This window comes from Saccharothrix sp. HUAS TT1, assembly GCF_040744945.1.
In the GTDB taxonomy this organism is placed as follows: Bacteria; Actinomycetota; Actinomycetes; order Mycobacteriales; family Pseudonocardiaceae; genus Actinosynnema.
Genome location: NZ_CP160453.1, coordinates 3,276,629 through 3,293,806, shown reverse-complemented (window position 1 = coordinate 3,293,806; position 17,178 = coordinate 3,276,629). Strand labels below are relative to the sequence as shown.

Sequence of the window (17,178 nt, the reverse complement as noted above, 5' to 3'; positions counted from 1 at the left end):
GTGCCTGTTCACGGTTGCGGAGGGGGACCCCTAGCGAGATGACGACGAGCTTTGCCGATCACCGGCTCCACGAGGCAATGGCTCGTATTCGTCGTTTCCTGGACCACGATCAACCGGACACGCCCTGCCTGGTCATCGACCTGCCGACGGTCCGCGACCGGTTCGCGGCGATCCGCGCGGCGCTGCCGCGGGTGGGGATCTTCTACGCGGTGAAGGCGAACCCGACGCCGGACGTGGTCGGGCTGCTGGCCGCCGAGGGGTCGAGCTTCGACGTGGCGAGCCCCGCCGAGATCGACCTGTGCCTGGCCCGCGGCGCGGCGCCGGAGGTCATCTCGTACAGCAACCCGATCAAGAAGGCGCGTGACATCGCCTACGCCCACGGGCGCGGGGTGCGGCTGTTCGTGTCCGACAGCGAGCAGGACGTGCGCGCGATCGCCGAGCACGCGCCGGGCGCGTCCGTGCTGCTGCGCATCCTGGTCGACAGCAAGGGTTCCACCTACCCGTTCGGCAAGAAGTTCGGCTGCTCGCCCGAGATGGCGACGGATCTCCTGCGGTTGGCCGCCGAACTCGGACTCGTTCCGCTGGGGGTGGCGTTCCACGCCGGGTCGCAGCAGCTGGACCCGAACGGCTGGGACGGCGCGATCGCGGACGCCGCCGGGATCATCGGCAAGTTGCGCGCCGAGGGGCTCTCGCCGACCACGGTCAACCTGGGCGGCGGGCTGCCCGCCGGCTACCTGACCCAGCCGCCGCCGCTGACCGACTACGCCGCCGCCATCACCGCGTCCATCGCGCGCCACTTCGGCGACTTCGCGCCCGAGGTGATGGTCGAACCGGGTCGCGCCGTCGTGGCCGAGTCCGGCGTGATCCGCTCCGAGGTGGTGCTGGTGTCGCGCAAGTCCTATTCGGACGAACGGCGCTGGGTCTTCCTCGACATCGGCCGCTACGGCGGCCTCGCGGAGACCGAGGGCGAGGCCATCGCCTACCCGCTGGCGACCAGCCGCGACGGCGTCGCCACGACCGGGGGCGAGGTCGGCCCGGTCGTGCTGGCCGGCCCGACCTGCGACGCCGACGACGTGCTGTACCAGCACACGTGCTACGAGCTGCCGCTGGACCTGCGCGCGGGCGACCACGTCGACCTGCTCGGCGCGGGCGCCTACACGGCCAGCTACTCGTCGGTGGCGTTCAACGGCTTCCCGCCGTTGGCCACCCACTGCGTGCGATGAGCACGCCCACACCTGTCCGCTGAAGTCCCCTCCTGAAGATGTTTGGAGTGATTGATGTCCGAACTCCCGTGCGAATCCGAGCCCGTTGGCTTGTTCGCAGGACAGCACGTGCTCGCCGAGCTCGAAGGCGTGAGCCCCGAACTGCTCGACGACGAGCAGTTCCTGCGACACGCGCTCGGCGAAGCGCTCACCCAGGCTGATGCCACGGTGTTGGAGGTGGTCTCCAAGCAGTTCGAGCCGCAAGGGGTCACCGTGCTGGCCCTGTTGTCGGAGTCGCACGCGTCCATCCACACGTACCCGGAGGTCGGGGCCGTGTTCGTGGACGTGTTCACCTGCGGCACGCGCGCCAAGCCCGCGCTCGCGGTGCAGTTGCTGGCCGAGGCGCTGGGAGCTGTGTCGGCACGGACGGACATGATCAGCCGGGGGCACCGGGTCCCCGCGCTCGTCGGTGAGGAGAAGGCGTGATCCGCGAACCGCTCGCGGCCGGGATGACCAGGCACTGGGACGTCTCGGAGGTCGTGGTCGACACCAGGACCGAGTTCCAGCACCTGGTGATCGCCCGCACCGCACAGGGGTTGTCGCTGTTCTGCGACGACGACCGGCAGAGCACCGAGTTCAGCCAGCTGACCTACCACGAGGCGCTGATGGCGCCGGCGCTGCTGCTGGCCGACCGCGTCGACCGGGTGCTGGTCATCGGGTCGTCCGAGGGCGTGGTGTGCCAGATGGCGGTGGCGGCGGGCGCTTCGGTGGTCGACCACATCGACATCGACGAGCAGGCCGTGCGGCTGTGCGCCGAGCACCTGCCCTACGGCTACTCGCTGGACGAGCTGGCGCTCGCGGAGAAGGGCGAAGGCCCGGTCCACGTGCGGTACATCGACGGCTACGAGCACATCCGCACCACTTCCGAGCGCTACGACATCGTCCTGGTGGACCTGCCGGACGAGCGCGAGGAGGAGGCGCAGCACAACCGCCTGTACGGCGCGGAGTTCCTGGCCATGTGCAAGGCGCTGCTGACGCCGGGCGGCGTCGTGGTGTCGCAGGCGGGCTGCCAGACGATGTGGCGCAACACCACGCTGATCCGGATGTGGCAGCGGTTCAACGAGGTGTTCGGCACGGTCGCCTACTACGGCTCGGACGAGCACGAGTGGGCGTACCTGTTCGGTCGGGCCGACGAGGTCGCCGACCCGACCGCGCTGATGGTCGAGCGGCTGCCCGGCTGCGGCTACCAGCCGGAGACGATCGACGACCTGGCGCTGGTCGGCAACTCGATCCCGCCCTACCAGGTCCGCCACTCCCTGGCCTGACGGACGGGGCCGTCCCCCGCGGGGGACGGCCCCGTCCCGGCGGTCACGCCAGGGCGCGGCGCAGGAAGTCGACCTGGAGCAGGAGCAGGTTCTCGGCCACCTGCTCCTGCGGGGTCATGTGCGTGACGCCGGACAGCGGCAGCACGGTGTGCGGCCGGCCCGCCGCCAGCAACGCGCTGGACAGGCGCAGGGTGTGCGCGGCCACCACGTTGTCGTCGGCCAGGCCGTGCACGATCATCAGCGGGCGCTCCAGCTTCGGCGCGTCGGCGACGAGCGAGTTGGCGTCGTACACCTCCGGCCGCTCCGCCGGGTGACCGAGGTAGCGCTCGGTGTAGTGCGTGTCGTACAGCCGCCAGTCGGTGACCGGCGCGCCCGCGATGCCCGCGTGGAACACGTCCGGCCGGCGCAGCACGGCCAGCGCCGCCAGGTAGCCGCCGTAGGACCAGCCGCGGATGCCGACCCGGGTCAGGTCGAGGTCGGGCTCCCCCGCCGCGACCGCGTGCAGGGCGTCCACCTGGTCCTCCAGGGTCGCGCCCGCGAAGTCGAACGCGATCTCCCGCTCCCACGCCGGACCGCGGCCGGGCGTGCCGCGGCCGTCCACCACCAGCACCGCGAAACCCTGGTCCGCCAACCACTGCGACGTCAGGTAGGCGTTGCGCGCCGACACCACGCGCTGCGCGTGCGGACCGCCGTACGGGTCCAGCAGCACGGGCAGCTTGGCCCCCGGCACGTGGTCGCGCGGGAACAGCAGCGCGGCCCGCAGGTCGCGCTCGCCGACGGTCAGCAGCCGCACCTCGGGCGTCAGCACGGGCGTCTCGGCGAACGTGCCGATCTCGCCGCCGGTCGACACGGTGACCCGCGCGCCGAAGTGGTCCATCGACGACCGGCTCAGCACCGTGACGCCGCCACCGCGGGCCACGCCGTGCACACCGTCCTCAGTGGACAGCCGGGTGACGTCGGAACCGGTGACCAGGAACACGTGCGTCGTGGTCGGGTCGTCGGTGGAGGCGGTGACCAGGACGCCGTCCTCGGCCGCGTCCACCACCGAGCGGACCTGGAAGCCGTCCGGCGTCCACGGCCGGTCGCCGACGACGAGCCGGTTCGCGCCGTCGACCGGCAGCACCCGGACCAGCTCGCCGCCCGGCGTCCAGCGCGGCGTGCCGGGCACGACTTCCAGCCAGTGCGGGTCGGTGTCGTCGGCGACCACCTCGGTGGCGCCGGTCTCCACGTCCACCGCGAGCACCAGGACCCGGCGCTGGTCGCGCGACTGGACCTGCAGCAGCGGCTCGCCGTGCGAGGTCCACGACACCGAGTTGAGGTACGGGAACGCCTCGCGGTCCCACGTCACGTCGGTGCGGCCGGCGCCGAAGACGGCCACCTCGACCACGGCGTTCGCCTCGCCCGCGGCCGGGTACGCGATCTCGGCGGCGGGCGTGCCGGGGTTGGCCGGGTCGGCGATGTGCCAGCGCGGCACCGGCGCGTTGTCCACCCTGGCCGCGAGCACGCGCTCGCCGTCCGGCGAGAACCAGTGACCGCGGTAGCGGCCCATCTCCTCGGCCGCGATGAACTCGGCCAGGCCCCACGTGACGTCCGGGCCGTCCGGTTCGGCGACCACGCGGTCCGCGCCGGTCTCCAGGTCGACCACGTGCAGCGCGCCGGCGGCCACGTAGCCGACCTTGCGGCCGGTCGGGTCCAGCCGCGGGTCGATCGCGGCGCCGGCGACCGGCAGCTCCCGCACCGCGCCGGTGGCGAGTTCGACCACGAACAGCCTGCCGGACAACGCGAAGACCGCCTGCCGCGCGGCGCCGTCGGTGGCGTAGCCGACGATGCCCGCCGCCTGCTCGCGGGTCCGCTCGCGGCGGGCCCGCTCCTCCGGGGACAGGTCCTCGGGGTCGGTCAGCAGGGTGGCCGGGTCGGCCAGCAGCGACTCGGTCCGGGTGGCGGTGTCGAACGCCCACAGGCCGTTCGCCCGGCTCGTGGCCGTGGCGGTGCGGAGGAAGTACACCTTGGCGCCGTCCGGCGCGACGGTGAAGGTCCGGGGTGCGCCGAGGGTGAACCGCTGGGTGCGCGCGTGTTGGCGCGGGAAGGAGATCTCGTTGCCCACCCGGACACCCTACGGGGGCCCCTGTCCTCGGTTCACGTGTTCGCCGGGCTGAACCGCTCCGGTGCGCGGGCCGTAGTCGTCGGTGGAGCGATTGACGGACCAAGGAGGAGTGAGTGTGATCCGACGAAACCGCATCGCCATCGCCGTCGCGGGCGGCATGGCTGCCGTGCTCGCGCTGGTCATGTGGACTTCCAACGCCACCGGCCTGCAGGGCCGGACGGTCGCGCAGACCGAGCAGGTCGGCGCCGCGGCCCAGGGCGACTACGGCGACGTCCAGGAACCCTTGGCCCCTCCGACCAGCGAGGAGGCGGCGCCCGTCGAGGAGCCCGCCGCCGAGGAGCCCGCGGGTCAGGCCGCGCCGGCGCCGTCCGGACCGCAGGTCACGCTGGTGGCCAAGACCGTGGACAAGATGGGCGAGGTGGTGCAGGACGGCGACGGCCGCACGCTGTACCGGTTCGACAAGGACGCGCCGGATCCGGCGAAGTCCAACTGCGAGGGGCAGTGCGCCGTCACCTGGCCGCCCGTGCTGACCGACGGCGCGCCGCGACTGCAGGGCGTCGACCCGGCGCTGGTCTCGACGGTGAAGCGGGCCGACGGCACCGAGCAGGTCACCCTGGACGGCTGGCCGCTCTACACCTACGCGAAGGACGAGGCGCCCGGCAAGTGGCGCGGTCAGGGCGTCGGCGGCACCTGGTTCGTGGTGCGGCCCGACGGCAAGCGCAACGTCGAGTGCCTGCCACCGGGGGTGACCGCGCCGGCCGCCTAGTCCACTGTGGAACGCCCTGATCCCCCGGCCCGGGGTTGGCCGGGGGATTCGGCCGTCGCGCAGCGGGCCGTCAGAGCACGCGCACGGCCTCGGCGAAGTCCAGCCGCGGGTTGCGCGGGTGGGTGCCGGAGTGGTCCGGGTAGCCGATGTTGACGATCACCAGCGGCAGTTGGGCGGTGTCGGCGAAGAACTCGCGGCGCACGCCCTCGGCGTCGAACCCGCTCATCGGGCCGGCGGCGAGGCCGGCCGCGCGAACGCCGACGATGAAGTAGCCGACCTGGAGCAGGGCGCTCGTCCTCGCCGCCTCGGTCCGCTTGGCGTCGTCGGCGAACGCCGCCTTCGCGCCGGCGAAGTGCGGGAACGTCCGGCCCAGGTGCTCGTGGAAGTCGGTGTCGGCGGTCAGCACCGCGGTCACCGGCGCGGCCAGCGTCTTGGCCCGGTTGCCCTCCGCCATGTGCGGCGCGAGGCGGGCCTTGGCCTCCTCGCCGCGGATGAACAGCACGCGCAGCGGCTGGCTGTTCATCGCGGTGGGTCCGTGCTTCACCAGGTCGTGGATCGCGCGGAGCTGGTCGTCGGTCACCGGTTCGCCGGTGAACGCGTTCGCCGTGCGCGCCTCGCGGAACAGCAGGTCCTGTGCTTCGCGCGGCAGCGCCAAGGCGTCGAGCGTGGTGGTCATGGTTCTTCTCCCGGTTGTCCCGTGCGCGGGTCGCGCACGGGACAACCTCCAGCAAACCCCAACTATTTCGTGGCGACGTTCACAGCGTCGGGTACAGCGGGTGCTTGGCCGCCAGCACCTCGACCCGCGCGCGCAGCTCCGCCAGGTCCGGCGAGGGCTGCAAGGCCGCCGCGATGACGTCCGCCACCTCGGCGAAGTCCGCCGCGCCGAACCCGCGAGTGGCCAGCGCCGGCGTGCCGACGCGCAGGCCGGAGGTCACCATCGGCGGGCGCGGGTCGTTCGGCACCGCGTTGCGGTTGACCGTGATCCCGACCTCGTGCAGCCGGTCCTCGGCCTGCTTGCCGTCCAGTTCGGACGCCACCAGGTCCACCAGCACCAGGTGGACGTCCGTGCCGCCGGTGAGCACCTTCACACCGGCCGCCGCGGCGTCGGGCCGCGACAACCGGTCGGCGAGGATCTTCGCGCCCTCGACCGTGCGCCGCTGCCGGTCGGCGAACTCGGGCGACGCGGCGTGCTTGAACGCCACCGCCTTGCCCGCGATCACGTGCTCCAGCGGACCGCCCTGCTGGCCGGGGAACACCGCCGAGTTGATCTTCTTCGCCAGGTCGGCCTCGTTGGTGAGGATCACCCCGCCGCGCGGGCCGCCGAGCGTCTTGTGGGTGGTCGTCGTCACCACGTGCGCGTGCGGCACGGGGCTCGGGTGCAGGCCCGCCGCCACCAGGCCGGCGAAGTGCGCCATGTCCACCATCAGGTACGCGTCGACCGAGTCGGCGATCCGGCGGAACTCGGCGAAGTCCAGCTGCCGCGGGTACGCCGACCAGCCCGCCACGATGAGCTTGGGCCGGTGCTCGGCCGCCAGCCGCTCGACCTCGGCCATGTCGACCCGGCCGTCCTCGTCCGACACGTGGTAGGGCACCACGTTGTAGAGCTTGCCGGAGAAGTTGATCCGCATGCCGTGGGTCAGGTGGCCGCCGTGCGCCAGGTCCAGGCCCAGGATCGTGTCGCCCGGCTGCAGCAGGGCGAACATCGCGCACGCGTTGGCCTGCGCGCCCGAGTGCGGCTGCACGTTCGCGAAGCCGGCCCCGAACAGCGCCTTGACCCGCTCGATCGCCAGCCGCTCGATGACGTCGACGTTCTCGCAGCCGCCGTAGTACCGGCGGCCCGGGTAGCCCTCGGCGTACTTGTTGGTCAGCACCGACCCCTGCGCCTGGAGCACCGACACCGGCGTGAAGTTCTCCGAGGCGATCATCTCCAGCGTGCTCTGCTGCCGGTGCAGCTCGGCGGCGACGGCGTCCGCGACCTCCGGGTCGAACTCCGCGAGGGAGGTGTTGAAGTGCTCGGACATGTGTGGGTCTCTCCCTTAGCTGTTGCGCTTGTAGAAGGGCAGCGCGACGACTTCGACCGGCTCGTGCTTGCCGCGGACGTCCACCGACAGCGCGGCGCCGGGCTCAGTGTTGCCGACGGCCACGTACGCCATCGCCACCGAGTACCCCAGGGTCGGCGACAGCGCGCCGCTGGTGACCTCGCCGATCCGCTCGCCGGCCGCGTCCAGCACCGGGTAGCCGTGCCGGGGCGCGCGGCGGGAGGTGGTCTTCAGGCCGACCAGCACCTGGTCGACACCCCGTTCGGCGACGGCGGCCAGGGCGTCGCGGCCGACGAAGTCGCCCGGCTTGTCGAGCTTGACCACCCGGCCGAGGTTGGCGTGGAACGGCGTGCGCTCGCGACCCAGCTCGTTGCCGTACAGCGGCATGCCCGCCTCCAGCCGCAGCGTGTCGCGGCAGCCGAGGCCGGCGGGCCTGAGGTCGTGCGGCGCGCCCGCCTCCAGCAGCGCCCGCCACACGTGCGCGGCGTCGTCCGGGGCGGTGAACAGCTCGAACCCGTCCTCGCCGGTGTAGCCGGTGCGGGCCAGCAGCACGGGCCTGCCCGCCACCTCGGTCGGGTACGACGCGTAGTACTTCACGCCGGCCAGGTCGGTCGGCGTGAGGCCCGCCAGGATGGCGGTGGCGTTCGGGCCCTGCACGGCGAGCAGCGCGTAGTCGGTCGACTTGTCCTCGACCACCGCGTCGAAGCCCCCGGCCCGCTCGACCAGCGCCTCGTGCACGACGGCGGCGTTGGAGGCGTTGGCGACGACCAGGTACTCGGTGTCGCCGAGGCGGTAGACGATCAGGTCGTCCACCACGCCGCCGTCGGCCTCGCAGATCATCGTGTAGCGGGCGCGGCCGACGCCGATCGCGGACGCGTGGCCGACCAGGGCGTGGTCCAGCGCGGCGCCCGCCTCCGGGCCGGTGAGCAGGATCTCGCCCATGTGGGTCAGGTCGAACAGGCCCGCCGACGTGCGCACCGCGTGGTGCTCGGCCAGCTCGCTGTCGTAGCGCAGCGGCATCCGCCAGCCCGCGAAGTCGGTGAACATGGCGCCCAGCGCCTCGTGCTCGGCGTGCAGGGGCGTGCGGCGGCTATCCATCAGGCGGGTCCTCCCTGGGTGCGGACATGCCGAAGGGCCGACCGGTCGGGTCGGCGGGCGGGCACGTCCGAAGGATTCACGAGCGAAAGGATGACACGGTCCATCGGAGACTCCTCGTCGAGTGAGCCTCCCCCTCTGTCATGGGCCTGAGAGCTTCACCACCCCGCGAGGGGCGGCTTGCACCGTGGGCGAGGCGCGGTGGCGCGCCTGCTTTCCAGAGTTGCCTTCGTCGGGCGGTAGCTGTGCCTGAGAGATTCCGGGGAGGATTTGCTCCTTCGGCGCCCCTGGTCGGGGACTCTCCCGCTCGACATCGACGGCCGTGTCCAGTTGTCGCCGCAGACGCTAGGCGTGCCGGACGGCCCTGGTCAACCCGGGGGTCACAGGGCCTTGGCGGCCCGGACGCTCTCGACCACCTTGCGCTCGGCGTAGAACGACACGAACGGGATCGTGCCGGCGAGCAGCACCAGGACGGTGCCCTTGATCGACCAGCGGGCCTTGAGCGCCAGGTCGACGGTGAGCACCAGGTAGACCGCGTAGAGGAAGCCGTGGACCGGGCCGACGACCCGCATCATGCCCTCGTTGCCGCCCGAGTACTTGGCGATCATCGCGACGACGAGCAGCAGCAGGCCGCAGCCGACGACGTAAGCCATGAACCGGAACCTGGTCAACGCGCCGCTCATCGCCCTGCCTTCCCCTCAACGGTGGTCCGCGCGTGGAGTTCGGCGAGCATGCGGTTGTAGGCCGCCAGCTCTTCGTCCTCGTCGTCCACCGCGGGTGCTCTGATGGGCTCAACGGTAACGACCGGCCGCGACGGCGCGACCACCGGCTCCGGGGCGGGCCCGTCGGCGGGCCCGGCCGAGGCCGCGGCGGCGTCCTCCGCCTTGCGGCGGGCGTCCAGCTTGACGATGCGCCACACCATGAACGCCGGGAAGAGGCCGAACAGCGGCCACTGGAAGACGTAGCCGAGGTTCTGGAAGGTGCCGCCCGCCTGGGAGAACCGCTCCCACTGCCAGTAGGCGAGGCCGCAGCACACGACCAGCGACGCCAGGCAGGCGGCCGCGATCAGCAGCCGCTTGGGGGTGATGAAGCCTTGCACGAGCTCAAGAGTACTTGCTCGGTCCACCAGGGCTGGGGCTCCCGCACAGGAGCCCGCCCCTCCGGGCGAGGGCTCCCCGACCTCAGGAGCCCGCCCGACTCGTCGGACCTAGGCGACGCCGTCCCGGCGTTGCCTCTGCAGCCTGGCCACGCACCAGGCCGCCGCGCTGCCCCGACGCAGGTGCTGGAGCACCGTCATCGGGCCGAGGCGCCGACCGAGGTCGGCGGGCGTGAGCCCGGCCGCCCGGTAGTCCAGAGCGCGCTGGTCCAGCGGGCTGATGCCCGCGTCCCACCACAGCTCCGCCTCGGACAGGTCGCCGACCAGCTGCCAGTAGCTGGCGGCGGCGGCGAGCAGGACCTCGGGCACCTCGGGCGCCCGCTTCCTCATCGCCGTCACGTAGGCCGGATCGGCGGACTCGACCTGCACGAGCCCGCGAGGTCCGCCGTTCGCCCGCTGCACCGGGATCCCCGGCGCGGACGGCGGGGCTTCCGCGAGCCACGCGTCCTTGATCCGGTTCACCTCCTGCAGCTCGGCGTCGTCCGAGCGCTCAGCCGCCCACTGCCGCAACAGCTCGTCGACTCCGGAGTCCTCGACCATTCTGCCTCCTCATCGGTCGAAGATCAGCCAATGCGACGCACCGTATTAGCGGGTACCGACAACCGCTAGACCCTTGTTTGTCCAAAACCCTGTTACCAGGGCGTTATAGCCCTCATTCCACCCGTACGGTGCAACGTTCGGGGCGCATAGTCACCGATCGTGACCGCATTGCGCGGACTTCGACGGGGGCCCTAGGCGAACAGGCTGCGGACGAAGGTGATGATCGACTCGGCGCCGGACTGGAGCCACCCGAGCGCGGTCTTCACCGCCCCCGCGGACTCGTTCGGCTGGGTGATCAGGAGGAACAGCACCAGCGCGACCGCCGCCAGCGTCACCACCTTCTTGACGTTCACTGATCGGTCTCCGTCCGTGTCACTGGGCAGGGCGGCGGGTCGCCGCTCCGGTCAGGTCGAGAGCCATGGTCCCCCATTCACCCGGAAGATGGCGGCCGGACCCGCCGTGATCGCCCGACCGGCCGCAAGAACGACCACGCAAACATGCATCAGCCCTGTTCAGGGTCACCCGAACGGACGATCAAGGGGACCTGTGGTCCCGCCGATCACCAAGGTACGGGCACTCGCCCACCCCCCTGGCACGGACACCGAGGTACAGCGACACCACCACCTCTGCACAGCCCATCACCTGATTGCGCCGAGGCACGCACGCAGCGTGACAAAGGCCGATGGCGGCTGCCACCTATTTCCGGTACCCCTTCAGGTGATTTTTCACGTCCTTTTTCCGGTGCCCGGCAGCCGGCTCAGCCGATCACGCCCGAACGTCGCAACGAGTTGATCTCGTCCTCGGCCAGCCCCAGCCCGGTCAGCACCTCGGCGGTGTGCTCCCCCGCCGCGGGCGGCGGGCCCGGCGTCGCGGCGGGCGTGCGGTCGAACCTCGGCGCGGGCGCGGGCTGCGCCACCCCTCCCACCTCGACGAACGTGCCGCGCCGGGCGTTGTGCGGGTGCCCCGGAGCCTCCCCGGGCGCCAGCACGGGCGCGAGGCAGGCGTCGGTCCCCTCGGCCAGCGCGGCCCACTCGTCCCTGGTCCGGGTGGCCACCGCCGCGCCGATGCGGGCCCGCAGCTCCGGCCAGTTCGCCGGGTCGTGCCTGCCGGGCAGGTCGGCGTCGGCCAGCCCGAGCACCGCCAGCAGGTCGGCGTAGAACTTGTCCTCCAGCGCGCCGACGCTGACGAACCGGCCGTCCGCCGCCTCGTACACGTCGTAGAACGGCGCGCCGCCGTCCAGCAGGTTCTCACCGCGCCCGCCGGGCCACGCGCCCGCCGACGACATGCCGTGCAGGAACGTCGTCAGCAGCGCCGCGCCGTCGACCATGGCCGCGTCGACCACCTGGCCGCGCCCGGACCGCTCCCGCTCGTACAGCGCCGCCAGCACCCCGAGCGCCAGCAGCAGCCCGCCGCCGCCGAAGTCGCCGACGACGTTGAGCGGCACGGTCGGCGGCGCGCCCGCCCGGCCGATCGGCTCCAGCGCGCCCGCCACCGCGATGTAGTTGATGTCGTGCCCGGCGCGGTCGGCCAGCGGGCCGTCCTGGCCCCACCCGGTCATCCGCCCGTAGACCAGCCGCGGGTTGCGGGCCAGGCACTGCGCCGGGCCGATGCCCAGCCGCTCGGTCACGCCCGGTCGGAAGCCCTCGACCAGCACGTCCGCCTCCGCGACCAGCCGCAGCACCAGCTCGGCGCCCTCGGGTCGGCGCAGGTCGACGCCGATCGAGCGCCTGCCGCGACCCAGCAGGGGCGCCTCCGTGCCGCCGCCGACCCGGTCCACCCTGGTCACCGACGCGCCGAGGTCGGCGAGCACCATGCAGCCGAACGGACCGGGCGCGAGCCCGGCCAGCTCGACCACCTCCAGGCCCTCCAGCGGCCCGGCCACTAGAGCGACCTCGCGATGATTTCCTTCATGATCTCGTTCGTCCCGCCGTAGATCTTCTGCACGCGCGCGTCCGCCCACGCGCGCGCGATCGGGTACTCGGTCATGTAGCCGTAGCCGCCGAACAGCTGCACGCACTCGTCCACGACCTGGCACAGCCGCTCGGTGGCCCACCACTTGGCCATCGCCGCCGTGGGCACGTCCAGCTTGCCTTCGAGGTGGTCCCGCACGCACTCGTCGACGAACGCCCTGGTCACGCGGGCCTCGGTGGCGCACTCGGCGAGCTTGAACCGGGTGTTCTGGAACTTGATCAGCTCCCGGCCGAACGCCGTGCGGTCCTTGACGTAGGCCAGCGTGAGGTCCACCGCCGCCTCGATGCCCGCCACCGACGCCACCGCGATGATCAGCCGCTCCTGCGGCAGCTGCTGCATCAGCTGGACGAACCCCTGGCCCTCGGTGGCGCCGAGCAGGTTCGCCGCGGGCACCCGCACGTCGTCGAAGAACAGCTCGGCGGTGTCCTGGCCCTTCAGCCCGACCTTGTCCAGCACCCGGCCGCGGCGGAAGCCCGGCGCTCCGGCGGTCTCCACGACGAGCAGCGAGATGCCCGCCGCGCCCTGGCCCGGGTCGGTCTTGGCGACCACGACGACCAGGTCGGCCTGCGCGCCGTTGGTGATGAAGGTCTTGGAGCCCGACAGCACGTACTCGTCGTCGCGGCGCAGCGCCCGCGTCCTGATGTTCTGCAGGTCGGAGCCACCGCCGGGCTCGGACATGGCGATCGCGCCGACGAACTCGCCGGAGGCCAGCTTCGGCAGCCAGCGGTGCTTCTGCTCCTCGGCGCCGTAGGAGTTGATGTAGTGGGCGACGATCCCGCTGTGCACGCTGTTGCCCCAGGAGCTGTCACCGCAGCGCGCCTGCTCCTCCAGCAGCACGGCCTCGTGCGCGAACGTCCCGCCGCCACCGCCGTACTCCTCGGGGATGGACAGGCACAGCAGGCCGAGCTCGCCCGCCTTGGTCCAGAAGTCCCGGTCCACCTGCTTCTGCGCGGCCCAGCGCTCCTGGTGCGGGACCGCCTCCTTCTCGAAGAACGCCCGGGCCAGCCGGCGCAGGTCGTCCAGGTCCTCGGTCATCCACGCGGAGCGGCGAGTCGGCATGGTCCCGACGGTGCCACCGGGCGGGCCGGACCGCCATGACCGCAGTGCGCCAGGGTGGCGGTTGATCGTGAGCGCAAATGTCAGGATCTTCCGGGACACTGGAGCCATGCGACTCCGGCGGCTCGGACCAGCGGACTGGGCGACGTGGCGGGACATCCGGCTCACCGCGCTGGGCAGCGACCCGGCGGCGTTCGGCTCGACGCTGGAGCTGGAGCGGGGGTTCGACGAGGCGCGGTGGCGCGAGCTGCTGGCGCCGGAGCGCGGGGTGCGGGTGGTGGCGGAGGACCCCGAGCCGGTCGGGCTGCTGGCCGGTGTGCCGCACGAACATCACCCCGACGTGCTGTACCTGTACTCCATGTGGGTCAAGCCGGAGTTCCGCCGGCGCGGTGTCGGCGAGGCGTTGATGAGCGACGCGCTGTCGTGGGCGCGGGAGCGCGGGTGGGCGCGGGTGCAGCTGCGGGTGTTCCGGGGCAACGAGACGGCCCGGCGGCTCTACGCGCGGCTCGGGTTCGCCGGCGAGGGCGAGATCATGGACTACCGGGTCGCCCGGATGAGCTAATAAGTCACCTCGCGCGGTCATGGGCAGCGGCCCGATCCGTGGTTACCGTTGAGTACATGAGCGAAGCCTTGATCTTCGACGCGGTGCGCACACCGCGTGGCAGGGGAAAGCGCGGATCGCTGCACAGCGTCAAGCCGATCACCCTGGCCTCCGGGGTGCTCGCGGCGCTGGCGCGGCGCAACGACCTGGACACGTCGGCGGTGGACGACGTGGTGCTCGGCGTCGTGTCACCGGTCGGCGAGCAGGGCTCGGACATCGCCCGCACGGCGGTGCTGGCGGCCGGCTGGGACCTGCGACCGGCGGGCGTGCAGCTCAACCGGTTCTGCGCGTCCGGCCTGGAGTCGGTGAACCTGGCCGCGGCCAAGGTGGCGTCCGGGTTCGAGGACCTGGTGGTGGCGGGCGGCGTCGAGTCGATGTCGCGGGTGCCGATGGGCTCGGACGGCGGCGCGTGGATGGCCGACCCGGAGACCAACATGGCGGTCAACTTCGTGCCACAGGGCGTGAGCGCCGACCTCATCGCCACGCTGGAGGGTTTCACCCGCGAGGACGTCGACGCCTACGCGCTGCGCTCGCAGCAGCGGGCCACGCTGGCCCGGGACAAGGGCTGGTTCGACCGGTCGCTGGTGGCCGTGGTCGACCAGAACGGCTCGGTCGTGCTCGACCACGACGAGGCGATCCGGCCGGAGACCACGCTGGACGCCCTGGGCAGGCTCAAGCCGAGCTTCGCGTTCCACGGCGACCTGGGCTTCGACGCGGTGGCGATCGACCGCTACCCGACCGTGGAGCGCATCGACCACGTCCACACGCCGGGCAACTCGTCGCAGATCGTGGACGGCGCGGCGGCGATGCTGATCGGCAACGCCCGCACCGGCCGCGAGCTGGGCCTGACGCCCCGCGCGCGGATCGTCGCGACCGCCGTCGTCGGCTCCGAGCCCACGATCATGCTGACCGGCCCCGCCCCCGCCGCGCGCAAGGCGCTGGACCGGGCCGGGCTGACGGTCGAGGACATCGACCTGTTCGAGATCAACGAGGCGTTCTCGTCGGTGGTGCTGAAGTTCCAGCGCGAGCTGGACCTGCCCGACGACAAGGTCAACGTCAACGGCGGCGCGATCGCGATGGGCCACCCGCTCGGCGCCACCGGCTGCATGATCCTCGGCACCCTGCTCGACGAGCTGGAGCGCCGGGACCTGCGGCGGGGGCTGGCCACGCTGTGCGTGGGCGGCGGCATGGGCATCGCGACGATCATCGAGAGGATCTGATGGCCATCCACTTCGAGCGGGACGACGAGGGGGTCGTCACCCTCACGATGGACATGTCCGGCTCGGCGAACGTGATGAACGCCGAGTACCACGCGGCCATGGGCGAGGCGGTCGCCCGGCTGGAGGCCGAGCGCGACGACATCACCGGCGTGGTGCTGACGTCGGCGAAGAAGACGTTCTTCGCGGGCGGCGACCTGAACCTGCTGATCACCATCACGCCGGAGAACGCCGGCGAGGCGCTGGGGTTCCTGGAGGAGGTCAAGGACCAGCTGCGGCGGTTGGAGCTGCTGGGCAAGCCGGTGGTCGCGGCGATCAACGGCAGCGCGCTCGGCGGCGGTTTCGAGATCGCCCTGGCCTGCCACCACCGGGTGGCGCTGGACGACGACCGGATCAAGCTCGGGCTGCCCGAGGCGACGCTGGGCCTGCTGCCCGGCGGTGGCGGCGTGACCCGGCTGGTGCGGCTGCTGGGCGTGCAGCCCGCCCTGCCGCTGCTGATGGAGGGCAAGCAGCTGCGGCCGGCGCGGGCGCTGCAGGCCGGGCTGGTGCACGAGCTGGCGTCGTCGCGGGAGGAGCTGGTCGAGAAGGCGCGGGCCTGGATCAGGGCCAACCCCGCGCCGCGGCAGCCGTGGGACGAGCCGGGCTACGCGGTGCCGGACGTGCGGGTGGGCGACCCGAACCTGTACGGCCTGCTCGCCGCCGCGCCCGCCGTGCTGCGGAAGAAGACGCACGGCGCGTACCCGGCGCCGGAGAAGGTGCTGGCGGCGGCGGTCGAGGGCGCGCTGGTGGACTTCGACACGGCGTTGCGGGTCGAGGCGCGGTACTTCGTGGAGCTGGCCGCGGGCCAGGTCTCCAAGAACATGATCAACACGTTCTGGTTCCAGCTGAACGAGATCAACGGCGGCGGCTCGCGGCCGTCCGGTGTCGAGCGGTCGAAGGTGGCCAAGGTCGGCGTGCTCGGCGCGGGCATGATGGGCGCGGGCATCGCCGAGGTCAGCGTCAAGGCGGGCATCGAGGTCGTGCTGAAGGACGTGACGCTGGAGGCCGCGCGGCGCGGCGCCGGTGACACGCCGGGCATCACGCCGACCGACTCCGACGCCGACCTGGCGGGCTGCGACCTCGTCATCGAGGCGGTGTTCGAGAACCGGGAGCTGAAGACCGCGGTGCTGCCCGCGGCGGAGGCGGCGGCGCTGCCGGACGCGGTGATCGCGTCGAACACGTCGACGCTGCCGATCACCGGGCTGGCGTCGGCGGTCCCGGACCCGGGTCGGTTCATCGGGCTGCACTTCTTCTCGCCGGTGCCGAAGATGCGGCTGGTGGAGATCATCCGCGGCGAGAAGACGTCGGACGAGACGCTGGCGCGGGCGTTCGACTACGTGCTGCAGATCGGCAAGACGCCGATCGTGGTCAACGACAGCCGCGGCTTCTACACGTCGCGGACGTTCGGCACGTACGTCACCGAGGCGGTGTCGATGGTGGCGGAGGGCGTGGCGCCCGCGCTGATCGAGAACGTGGCGCGCCGGGCCGGGATGGCCGTGGGTCCGCTGGCGGTGTCCGACGAGGTCACGCTGACCCTGCCGCTCAAGATCCGGGACCAGGCGCTGGCCGACGCACCGTCCGCGGGCGGCGCGCTGGGCGACCACCCGGCGTTCCGGGTGCTGGAGGAGCTGGTCGCGGAGGGCCGCACCGGCAAGTCCGGCGGGGCCGGGTTCTACGAGTACCCGGAGGGCGGGCGGAAGTTCCTGTGGCCCGGCCTGGCCCGGTACGCGCGGGCCGACGCGGGCGTGACCGAGCAGGACGTCGAGGACCGGCTGCTGTTCGTCCAGTCGCTGGAGGCGGTGCGGTGCCTGGACGAGGGCGTGCTGACGTCGGTCGGTGACGCCAACGTAGGGAGCGTCTTCGGCTTCGGCTTCGCCCCGTGGAGCGGCGGGACCCTCCAGTTCGTCAACTCCTACGGCCTGACGGAGTTCGTCGAGCGCGCCGACTACCTGGCCGACACCTACGGCGAGCGCTTCCGCCCCCCGACCTCCCTGCGCGACCGCGCCGCCCGCAACACCCCCTTCTAACCCCGAGAGTCCAACGCTCAACCCGCGAGAGTCCTGCGTT

Annotated in this window: 17 protein-coding genes and 2 riboswitches; of the genes, 7 read left to right on the top strand and 10 right to left on the bottom strand. The window is 72.3% G+C overall.

Annotation, left to right across the window (positions count from 1 at the left end):
- The first annotated feature begins 38 nt into the window (after positions 1 to 38).
- Genes AB0F89_RS16210 through AB0F89_RS16200 form a run of 3 tightly spaced genes read left to right on the top strand, consistent with a single transcriptional unit; the run spans position 39 to position 2,527 of the window.
- On the top strand, positions 39 to 1,223 hold the full coding sequence (locus AB0F89_RS16210; RefSeq protein WP_367137001.1) for a type III PLP-dependent enzyme: 1,185 nt from the start codon (positions 39 to 41) through the stop codon (positions 1,221 to 1,223).
- A gap of 54 nt (positions 1,224 to 1,277) precedes the next feature.
- Positions 1,278 to 1,688: an adenosylmethionine decarboxylase gene (gene speD, locus AB0F89_RS16205; protein WP_367136999.1), complete on the top strand. Its 411-nt coding sequence runs from the start codon at positions 1,278 to 1,280 to the stop codon at positions 1,686 to 1,688.
- Complete coding sequence (locus AB0F89_RS16200) at positions 1,685 to 2,527, top strand: spermidine synthase (RefSeq protein WP_367136997.1); 843 nt, start codon at positions 1,685 to 1,687, stop codon at positions 2,525 to 2,527. The genes speD and AB0F89_RS16200 overlap by 4 nt, the downstream gene beginning before the upstream one ends.
- Before the next feature lie 43 nt (positions 2,528 to 2,570).
- Here AB0F89_RS16200 and AB0F89_RS16195 read toward each other — a convergent pair whose 3' ends face one another.
- Entirely contained in the window at positions 2,571 to 4,631 is a 2,061-nt protein-coding gene (locus AB0F89_RS16195; protein ID WP_367136995.1) for a prolyl oligopeptidase family serine peptidase, read from the bottom strand.
- Between the two features lie 115 nt (positions 4,632 to 4,746).
- Between AB0F89_RS16195 and AB0F89_RS16190 the strand changes: the two genes are divergently transcribed.
- Entirely contained in the window at positions 4,747 to 5,397 is a 651-nt protein-coding gene (locus tag AB0F89_RS16190) for a hypothetical protein (protein WP_367136993.1), read from the top strand.
- Between the two features lie 70 nt (positions 5,398 to 5,467).
- Here AB0F89_RS16190 and AB0F89_RS16185 read toward each other — a convergent pair whose 3' ends face one another.
- From AB0F89_RS16185 to AB0F89_RS16145, 9 genes are all read right to left on the bottom strand, one after another.
- The gene (locus tag AB0F89_RS16185; RefSeq protein WP_367136991.1) at positions 5,468 to 6,073 is read right to left on the bottom strand and encodes a malonic semialdehyde reductase; all 606 of its coding nucleotides are present in this window, start codon (positions 6,071 to 6,073) and stop codon (positions 5,468 to 5,470) included.
- A 79-nt stretch (positions 6,074 to 6,152) separates the two neighbouring features.
- Positions 6,153 to 7,418 carry a serine hydroxymethyltransferase gene (glyA, locus tag AB0F89_RS16180; RefSeq protein WP_367136989.1) on the bottom strand — a complete coding sequence of 422 codons (1,266 nt, stop codon included), beginning with the start codon at positions 7,416 to 7,418 and terminating at the stop codon, positions 6,153 to 6,155.
- A gap of 15 nt (positions 7,419 to 7,433) precedes the next feature.
- Positions 7,434 to 8,537: a glycine cleavage system aminomethyltransferase GcvT gene (gene gcvT / locus AB0F89_RS16175; protein WP_367138882.1), complete on the bottom strand. Its 1,104-nt coding sequence runs from the start codon at positions 8,535 to 8,537 to the stop codon at positions 7,434 to 7,436.
- Between the two features lie 122 nt (positions 8,538 to 8,659).
- Positions 8,660 to 8,758: riboswitch (glycine riboswitch) on the bottom strand.
- Positions 8,759 to 8,847: riboswitch (glycine riboswitch) on the bottom strand.
- A 64-nt stretch (positions 8,848 to 8,911) separates the two neighbouring features.
- Positions 8,912 to 9,214, bottom strand: a complete 303-nt coding sequence (locus AB0F89_RS16170) for a DUF3817 domain-containing protein (RefSeq protein ID WP_367136987.1) — start codon at positions 9,212 to 9,214, stop codon at positions 8,912 to 8,914.
- Complete coding sequence (locus tag AB0F89_RS16165; protein WP_367136985.1) at positions 9,211 to 9,630, bottom strand: hypothetical protein; 420 nt, start codon at positions 9,628 to 9,630, stop codon at positions 9,211 to 9,213. Before AB0F89_RS16165 ends, AB0F89_RS16170 begins: the two co-directional genes overlap by 4 nt.
- Positions 9,631 to 9,738: 108 nt before the next feature.
- Positions 9,739 to 10,227 carry a helix-turn-helix transcriptional regulator gene (locus tag AB0F89_RS16160; protein WP_367136983.1) on the bottom strand — a complete coding sequence of 163 codons (489 nt, stop codon included), beginning with the start codon at positions 10,225 to 10,227 and terminating at the stop codon, positions 9,739 to 9,741.
- A gap of 191 nt (positions 10,228 to 10,418) precedes the next feature.
- Positions 10,419 to 10,580: a hypothetical protein gene (locus AB0F89_RS16155; protein WP_367136981.1), complete on the bottom strand. Its 162-nt coding sequence runs from the start codon at positions 10,578 to 10,580 to the stop codon at positions 10,419 to 10,421.
- A 404-nt stretch (positions 10,581 to 10,984) separates the two neighbouring features.
- Entirely contained in the window at positions 10,985 to 12,109 is a 1,125-nt protein-coding gene (locus AB0F89_RS16150; RefSeq protein WP_367136979.1) for a CaiB/BaiF CoA transferase family protein, read from the bottom strand.
- Positions 12,109 to 13,257, bottom strand: coding sequence for an acyl-CoA dehydrogenase family protein (locus tag AB0F89_RS16145; protein ID WP_367136977.1), 1,149 nt, complete (start codon positions 13,255 to 13,257; stop codon positions 12,109 to 12,111). The genes AB0F89_RS16150 and AB0F89_RS16145 overlap by 1 nt, the downstream gene beginning before the upstream one ends.
- A 106-nt stretch (positions 13,258 to 13,363) precedes the next feature.
- Between AB0F89_RS16145 and AB0F89_RS16140 the strand changes: the two genes are divergently transcribed.
- Genes AB0F89_RS16140 through AB0F89_RS16130 form a run of 3 tightly spaced genes read left to right on the top strand, consistent with a single transcriptional unit; the run spans position 13,364 to position 17,138 of the window.
- Positions 13,364 to 13,816 (top strand): N-acetyltransferase family protein, encoded by a 453-nt coding sequence (locus AB0F89_RS16140; protein WP_367136975.1) that lies wholly within the window; start codon positions 13,364 to 13,366, stop codon positions 13,814 to 13,816.
- Positions 13,817 to 13,872: 56 nt separating this feature from the next.
- Positions 13,873 to 15,075: an acetyl-CoA C-acetyltransferase gene (locus AB0F89_RS16135; RefSeq protein WP_367136973.1), complete on the top strand. Its 1,203-nt coding sequence runs from the start codon at positions 13,873 to 13,875 to the stop codon at positions 15,073 to 15,075.
- Positions 15,075 to 17,138: a 3-hydroxyacyl-CoA dehydrogenase NAD-binding domain-containing protein gene (locus AB0F89_RS16130; RefSeq protein WP_367136971.1), complete on the top strand. Its 2,064-nt coding sequence runs from the start codon at positions 15,075 to 15,077 to the stop codon at positions 17,136 to 17,138. Before AB0F89_RS16135 ends, AB0F89_RS16130 begins: the two co-directional genes overlap by 1 nt.
- Positions 17,139 to 17,178 lie beyond the last annotated feature (40 nt).